The 7,565-nt window shown below is 58.8% G+C and carries 7 protein-coding genes and 1 pseudogene; 5 read left to right on the top strand and 3 right to left on the bottom strand.

The window, feature by feature from the left end; translation table 11 throughout:
- The 3 genes and pseudogenes from VB716_RS02365 to VB716_RS02355 all read right to left on the bottom strand — a co-directional run.
- Positions 1–352, bottom strand: a pseudogene (locus VB716_RS02365) (polyphosphate kinase 2); the annotation flags it as partial.
- 226 nt (positions 353–578) lie between these two features.
- A complete protein-coding gene (locus VB716_RS02360; RefSeq protein ID WP_323269620.1) occupies positions 579–1,289 on the bottom strand; it encodes a fructokinase in 711 nt (236 codons plus the stop codon).
- A gap of 57 nt (positions 1,290–1,346) precedes the next feature.
- A complete protein-coding gene (locus VB716_RS02355) occupies positions 1,347–1,700 on the bottom strand; it encodes a hypothetical protein (RefSeq protein WP_323269619.1) in 354 nt (117 codons plus the stop codon).
- A gap of 812 nt (positions 1,701–2,512) precedes the next feature.
- On the opposite strand from VB716_RS02355, the gene VB716_RS02350 reads away from it, so the two are divergent.
- The 5 genes from VB716_RS02350 to VB716_RS02330 all read left to right on the top strand — a co-directional run bounded on the left by VB716_RS02350 (position 2,513) and on the right by VB716_RS02330 (position 7,330).
- Entirely contained in the window at positions 2,513–3,118 is a 606-nt protein-coding gene (locus VB716_RS02350; protein WP_323269618.1) for an HAD-IC family P-type ATPase, read from the top strand.
- An 18-nt stretch (positions 3,119–3,136) separates the two neighbouring features.
- Positions 3,137–4,219, top strand: a complete 1,083-nt coding sequence (locus VB716_RS02345) for an HAD-IC family P-type ATPase (protein WP_323269617.1) — start codon at positions 3,137–3,139, stop codon at positions 4,217–4,219.
- 557 nt (positions 4,220–4,776) lie between these two features.
- Complete coding sequence (locus VB716_RS02340; protein WP_322758335.1) at positions 4,777–5,259, top strand: hypothetical protein; 483 nt, start codon at positions 4,777–4,779, stop codon at positions 5,257–5,259.
- A gap of 275 nt (positions 5,260–5,534) precedes the next feature.
- A complete protein-coding gene (locus VB716_RS02335; protein WP_323269616.1) occupies positions 5,535–7,154 on the top strand; it encodes a glycosyltransferase family 39 protein in 1,620 nt (539 codons plus the stop codon).
- A complete protein-coding gene (locus VB716_RS02330) occupies positions 7,151–7,330 on the top strand; it encodes a DUF1651 domain-containing protein (protein WP_323269621.1) in 180 nt (59 codons plus the stop codon). Before VB716_RS02335 ends, VB716_RS02330 begins: the two co-directional genes overlap by 4 nt.
- The last annotated feature ends 235 nt before the right edge of the window (positions 7,331–7,565 follow it).

Genomic DNA, 7,565 nt, shown 5'->3' with positions numbered 1-7,565 from the left:
CCATCACCTTCTCGACGCCGGCCCGGTTGTACCACGACCGGTCGAACATCGTGATGTCGCCGGCTGACGGCAGGTGCGGCACGTAGCGCTGGAAGTACCACTGGGTCAGTTCGGCATCGTTGGGTTTCGGCAGCGCCACATGTTCACTGCCGCGAGGGTTCAGATGCTCGCGGAAGCGCTTGATCGATCCACCCTTGCCCGCCGCATCGCGACCTTCAAACAGGATCACCACGCGCTGTCCGACAGCCTTGATGTGACGCTGCGCCTTGAGCAGTTCAATCTGGAGTTGTTCGAGCTCACGTTTGTAGTCACTCTTGTCGATCGGTTCGTCGTAGGGACGATCGTTCTGCATCTCCTCGATCGCATCGACGGGAGATGGACGGCGTTTCTTGCTCATAAGAGTTGCGATCATTGCTCGAAAATGAATCATATTCGAGATATTGGGTCATCGGCTTTACCCCGCGCAGCCGACAGACAAGGTTGAAAACGACCTGAGTTGTGAGCTCACCACCTTCAACTGGCTCAGAGCAGCGGGCGGAACTGCGTTGCGCGGGGAAGATTAAGGAGATTGCCAGAGATTAATGATCAATGAATAGTCCTTTGTTGTGAATCAAACTAGGGCCAGCTGAAGCAGCAGCGGCCGTGAGCAGCTGTTCGGCCAGTCCGTCGGGGTCGGCAACGGCATCGACGCCCGGGCCTGCATGACCCAGCAGCTGAGGATTGGTGGAGAGGTTGTCGAGTAGCCGGGCCAGGAACACCTCGTGGTCCTGAAGCATCGAGAAGTCCAGCCTGCCGCGAAGGCCTCCAATGCACCACTGAAGATCACCGGCTGAATCCATGATCAGCACGGCCGGCCGTTGTGGGAGGCCGTTGTGCAACCGCACCGGATCCGTTGTTCCGAAGAACATTTCGGCCTCCTCGCCAGTGCAATGAATGAGCTGAGCGGCCCATATCAGTGGCTGGACACGACGCAATACTTCGCTGCTCGGCGGTGAATGGGGCGGCAGGCCCCAGAGTTGTGGTTGCCAGTCCACATTGAGAGCTACCGACACGCCGCTGGGCACGGCACGTTCCAGGATCATGGGGAGGACCTGCGTGTCCTGGGAATCAATGACGGTATTGCTGGAGACCAGCAGCCAGAAGGACTGCTTGATCTCAGGCATCAGGGCCTCGGTGAAGGCAGCTGGGGTGTTGGGAGTGGAGTCGTCACGCAGCGCCTGGAAGAGATCGAACATCGAGGTGTGTCGATCCACCTGGATCATGCGGGTAAACGTTCTGCTGAAAGTCATGGCGATGGGAAACGGAGGACAGTGGGTGGTTTGTCGGGGGAATCTCGACGTCATCGATCAGCTCTCCGTGATCACAAACTCGTGGAAACGCTTGGCAAGATCCTGGAAGAAGGTGTCGCTTTGCTGAAGCAGGGAGTCCCAGCTGTCCTGGGTGGCCTTCTGGAGGCTCTCCAGCTGGACACGGGCTTGATCACGGGCCTGGAGCAACTCGGCAAGCCGCTTTTCGGTTTCATCGCGAACGCCTTCAGCAACGGTCTGCAGACCCTGCTGCATCTTCGCGATCTGAGCGGACCAGGCCTCGATCTGGGCCTCCTTCTTGTCGAGGATTGCCTGGCGAAGCTGCTCGTTGGCGAGTTGCTGATCCACTTCGCTGGTGGTGCTCGGCATCGGGTTGTAGATGGTCGTGTTCATGGATGTTCCTCCTGATGTTCAACGCCGGATGCGCCCCTGCACAGAGCTTGTCGGGGGTTGCCTGGAAGGCAGCGCCAGGTCATCACACAAGAGCGTGACGGCATAACCGAGATCCGCGACTGAAATCCAAATCGAGCGCTTACACGGACATTGCCACAGCCGTTGGCAAGCACAGAGATTGTCGATATGGATCGGAAGCGATCGGGGCATCCGTTAGTTCCAACGTAACATCCTCTGACTGGTTGTCAACACCCCGGGAGGAGCTCAGCGGGTTCCAGAGAGGGCAACTCGGCTGAAATCAGTTGCGAATAAAGAGATCTCGGCGGGCCGACGACTCGTAACGAGCTGACTTCCAGGGGGCCGCCCTGGGAATAACCAGTAGAGGATGGGTGATCTCCTTTGGGAGTTGTTCCATGCCTGCCAGCCCCAGAGCCTGGCCAGGGCCACCTCACTGTCCAATCAGGCCGCACTCGCCGTTCCCAACACCAGCATCCGACTGATGTCATGCGCCAGGTCCTGCTGGCGGGCGTGGATTGAGCGAAACGCTGCTCGGCGCAAGATGTTCATCACCACCGAGCGCGGGAAGCAGACCAACGGCGCGTCGATCCGGTTGGCGGACCGGTGAACGTCCGCACCCAGCTACACGTCGCGAACCCAGTGCCACTCCTTCTCCATGCTTCCTGATGGCTGCGTGCTGGCTGGATTCACGAGTGTCGGAAGTCCTTTGGGCCAGAGCGACGCCGAGGGCTCGGGCGTACACCGTGACCTGGGCGACAAAGCGGTGGGTACCGTCTTTCCGTCGTCCGTCTCTGGTGGCCCTGTTCCGCGGGCACGGCATGGTCGAGACCCTGCGTTTTGCCCTGGTGCTCTGCGTGGCCTCCATCCCGGTGGCCATGCCGACCGTGCTCTCGGTCACTCTGGCGGTCGGGGCCGAGCGGCTGGCCCGCCGACGCGCCGTGGTGACGCGGCTCGCCGCCATCGAGGAACTGGCGGGGATCGACATCCTCTGCTCCGACAAGACCGGCACGCTCACTCAGAACCGGCTCAGCCTCGGACGTCCGTTCTGCGTGCCGGGGTGTGCCGTTGACCACCTGATCCACTGCGCCGCTCTGGCGTCGCGGGAAGAAGTCCGTGATCCGATTGATGAGGCCGTGCTCGTGGCGGCGGCGGCTGACCCTCCTGTTGAGTCACTCCGCCTTGAGGCGTTCCAGCCCTTCGATCCGGTGCGCAAGCGCACGGAAGCCACCCTGGTTGAGTCTGGTGGCCGCCGTTTTCGGGTGAGCAAAGGAGCTCCTCAGGTGCTGCTGGCCATGGCCGCCAATGCGGTGGCGGTGCAGGCCGACGTGACGCGCGCCGTGGAGGGGTTCGCCGCCCGCGGCTACCGGTCGCTGGCCGTAGCCGAGGCCGAAGGGGATTAGCCCTGGCATCTACTCGGCGTGCTGCCGCTGTTTGATCCCCCTCGTGACGACAGCAAGACGACACTGGAGGAACTGCGCCAGCTGGGGATCGCCACCAAGCTGATCACCGGCGATCAGGTGGCGATCGCCCGGGAGATGGCCGGCCAGCTTGGACTCGGAGCGGAGATCCTGCCGGCGGAAAGCCTCGAGGATCTTTCCGCCGGCCCCTTTCACGATCCCGGAGAGCGGATCGAGCGGGCCGATGGGTTCGCCCAGGTGTTTCCGGAGCACAAGTACCGGATCGTGGAACTGTTGCAGCGGCGCGGTCACCTCGTGGGGATGACCGGCGACGGGGTCAATGATGCGCCGGCGCTGAAGCGCGCCGATGCCGGAATCGCCGTGTCCGGAGCCACCGATGCCGCCCGCAGCGCTGCCGACATCGTGCTGCTCAGTCCTGGCCTCAGCGTGGTGGTGGAGGCGATCCGCGAGAGCCGGCGCATCTTCCAGCGCATGCACCACTACGCCGTTTATCGCATCGCCGAGACGATCCGGGTGCTGGTGTTCATGACGGTCTCGATCCTCGTCTTCGATTTCTATCCCCTCTCGGCGTTGATGATCGTGCTGCTGGCCCTGCTCAACGACGGCGCCATCCTCTCGATCGCCTACGACCGCACCCGTTGGTCACCCCGGCCGGTGCGCTGGCAGATGCCGGTGGTGCTGGGGGTGGCCACCGCCCTGGGCCTGGCGGGTGTGGTGGCCACCTTCGGCCTGCTTTGGCTGGCGGAGGTGGTGTTCGCCCAACCGCGGGAGTTCATCCAGACCCTCATCTATCTCAAGCTCTCGGTGGCGGGACATCTGACCGTGTTCGTGGCCCGTACGGTGGGGCCCTTCTGGTCTGTGCGGCCGGCCCTGCCGCTGCTGCTGGCGGTGGTCGGCACCCAGCTGCTGGCCACCCTGCTGGCCGTGAACGGCATCTTCATGGCCCCGATCGGCTGGGGGTGGGCCCTGCTGGTGTGGGGCTACTCGCTGGTGTGGTTCCTGGTGGAGGATCGGGTGAAGCTACTGGCCTACCAGCTGTTCGGCCGACGGCCGACCCTGCTGCGCAGCCACAAGGAGACCTGAGCAGCACTTTGTCCGCGGCCGGGGGGGTCCCAGAAGGCCTCATGATTGGCCTCAGTGCAGCCCTAATCGGCTTGCCGTACTGACACAACGACCCAGCGGATCTATCTCTGAATCAGAGACCTCGATCAGGGCAGTGCAAGCGCTAGCCCTGCAACCGGCCAAAGGGCGCTCGACACGGGGCGCCCTTCTCATTGGCGCCCTGTTCATGGACACGCTGGGGGTTCGGATTTACGTCCACACAACAAAGCCCGGCGATACTGCCACCTGGGGCCAGGCACTTTCTTACAGTGCACCACCCATGCATCAGACAAGGTCTTCAGGCCTACCAAGCGCATAGCATGAAATCACTTAGCTGGAAACATACGCGATAGATTGGCTGCCCAGAACAGAAGCTTGTTCTCCCATTTTTCGTGGTGCCCTGGCATCCTGCGCATGTTGAGGGCACCGGCAGGCACAATCAGATGCACCTGGGCATAGCCATTCAGATTACGGGATGGGTGTGGAGTACAGCATGGGCACTGGTACGGCCTCGCAGATCCAGATCACGGCAGGCAGGGATGTCGATCATCCGCCAGGCGGTGATCATCAAGCAGGATCATCAGATGTCTTTCCAGCACAGGGCAAAGCCGGCCAGCAGATCCTCGATGCGATCCAAGGAAGGGAAAGCGGTGGCGCAGTCGATAAACACTGTTGTTCAAGCTCCGCACTTCCTCCCGTGTGGGGATGTCAGACAACGCTCTGGTGCAAGACAAACGACAACCCCACAGATCCGCCTTGACGCTTCTCCAGGAGTAGGTCTCCACCATCCAGGCGAAGGAGATATTCAAGCCAGCGACTGTGAGGTTGTCGGGGCAGAGGTTGAAGAAGTTTGCTGCGATGCGGCATACAGCCTTGGCGTAGCTCTGGATCGTCTTGCCCCGCTTGCCCTGCAACTTGAGAGCCCGAAGCTGCTGGGCATCGAGCTGGTCGAATCGGTCCTGTTCGTGTTATTCCATGGCGAGGCTTCCCCTCAGGGAGATGAACGGATCACACACACCTGAGGGTGTGCATACTTCACTGTAGAACTCAGCCATCGACTGGAGATCGGGTCTGGAGCTACAGCCCAGGCCGCTCGGCGATCAACCGATCAGTTATTGGCCATCGTGCACGTCCCTGGCTATACTGGTTTTGAATCTGCCTGCTTCTGACTTGAGGCGCAATGGGCGCAAAGCCACGTTGTTCGGAGGATTTCAACAGAGGTGGGCACACCGCTAACGCAGTAATTTCACAGTCAGCTCACCAATTTGGCAGCTTCACTATTTTAGGTGAATAACTCGTGCCCCTGAAGCCCTATTCGCGCCATGCCACTCAATCCCCATCCTGGAAAAGAGGTGTTGTTTCAGGTTGCATCCTAATCATCCTGATTGGAGTTTCTTGTCGCCTGATCAATCTTGATCAAAAACCTTACTGGATGGACGAAACCTACACATTACTGCGGGCTTCGGGCTACAGCGCAGCGGAAGTCAGACGACAAGCCTTTGACGGTCAGGTGACAACGGTTGCAGAATTCCAGAAGTTTCAACGTCCTTCTCTCGAAAAAGGTGCGTTTGGCACCATCGCTGGCCTCGCCGCGGAAGAACCACAACATCCGCCTCTTTACTTTCTCCTCACTCGCTGCTGGGAGCAACTATTCGGGAGCTCCAAAGCGGCAACTCGGAGCCTGCCAGCCATATTTAGCCTATTAACATTTCCCGTTATTTACTGGCTATGCCTAGAACTACTTCATGCGCCAATAACAGGCTGGGTTGCGATGGCATTTTATGCCGTTTCACCCATCTTCCTCCAACAAGCTCAATCGGCACGTCAATATAGCTTGTGGACCCTGTTGATGTTAATCGCTTCGGCAACCCTACTCAGGGGGATCGCGCAGCCCAGCAAAAGGATCTGGACAATATACATTGGAGCGACCATACTAGGCTTCTATACCCATTTACTGACAGGGACAGTCTTGATTGCGCATGGTCTTTACTTGTTGCTATTTCAGGGATTCCAATTCACCAGAACCCTGCGATACTTTATGATTTCTGCGGGAACCAGTCTCAGTGCGATTTCGCCGTGGCTATGGCTAGCCTGGAATAACCAAGACATCGCAATACAGACAACCCAATGGATGACGCGTCCGATTTCCCATGGCGATTTAATCAGGGCATGGGGAAGGTCTCTTACTCTAGGATTTGGCGCTTGGCATTATCAATACGAACACTTGCTGTCCTACCTTAGCATTCCAATTACACTTTTTCTTGGCTATGCTATTTATCATTTTTGGCACTCTACGGCGCCTCGGACTTGGTCTTTTCTGCTGCTATTGTTAGGCACTTCCTTTCTCCCATTTCTCGTTGCGGATTTACTGCTTGGGGGAGGACGCTCCACCAGCAATCGCTATTTCCTGCTGTGTTACATCAGCATTGACATCATCATTGCTCATTTTTTCACATCTAAGCTTCATCCCGAGATTGGCCATGCCCCAAGCAGGCTTTGGGCACTGGTCATGATTTTACTGCTTTCGACAGGTGCCGTTTCCTGCATCAATGGAGCACTGGGTAAAACCTGGTGGGGCTGGTCTGAATTCGACGTGGAAATTCCACCGATCGTTCATCAGGTTTCCCGTCCTCTCGTGATATCCGATTTATCTTTTTACGAAAGCTTTCGCTTTGCCCACCAATTCAATCCCGACGTTCATCTCCTATTTCCCCGCATGCCAGAGGAAGACTTCAGGGTCCCGGATGGATTTCAACACATCTTCCTATTCGCGCCTAGCGACAAGTTCCTATCCATAATTCAGCAGCAATCACTCAATCCTAGACTCGTCTATCAATTTGCCGATGCCAGCACTCAATTCACGCTTTCCCTTTACCGAATAGAGTTACATGACTTACCAATCACGCCAAAGTCATAACCGGCCAGTCCAAAGAAGTATGGCGATCAACAGCACCGGCGAGCGGCTCCCCCGATCACGAGATCCCGCTGCTGAAGCCACGCCGAGAGCTGAGACGGGCTGAGGCCCTCAAGCTCTGGGCTGAGAAACGCAAAGCGGGCTGGGCACCCTGCACCCTCCACCAAGCTGAGCTCTGAACCGATACCCACCGCCTTGCCGAGCAGCAGCAGCCCTCAACCCCGGCGCTATCGCCTGGTGGACCATCACGGCCAGCCTCACCTTGAGCTCGATGAGCACTTCGATTTGATCGAGGAGGCCTGGGCGTTCGCCACCCACAAGGCTGAACCCTGCAAAGGTGAGCCCACAAGCCAAGTCCCCCCTGGCACCCCCTTCCTCCACTGATCCTGCCCAGGCGTCGCCGCAGCCCACCGA

The organism is Synechococcus sp. CCY9201 (genome assembly GCF_034931105.1).
Taxonomy (GTDB): domain Bacteria; phylum Cyanobacteriota; class Cyanobacteriia; order PCC-6307; family Cyanobiaceae; genus CBW1002.
The sequence above is the reverse complement of the archived record's forward strand: the minus strand, read 5'-3'. Positions and strand labels throughout refer to the sequence as shown.

Bases quoted from the DNA above. Each gene is read 5' to 3' on its own strand.
- VB716_RS02360 (WP_323269620.1), bottom strand. From the start codon at position 1,289: ATGACTTTCAGCAGAACGTTTACCCGCATGATCCAGGTGGATCGACAC.
- VB716_RS02355 (WP_323269619.1), bottom strand. From the start codon at position 1,700: ATGAACACGACCATCTACAACCCGATGCCGAGCACCACCAGCGAAGTG.
- VB716_RS02340 (WP_322758335.1), top strand. From the start codon at position 4,777: ATGTCGATCATCCGCCAGGCGGTGATCATCAAGCAGGATCATCAGATG.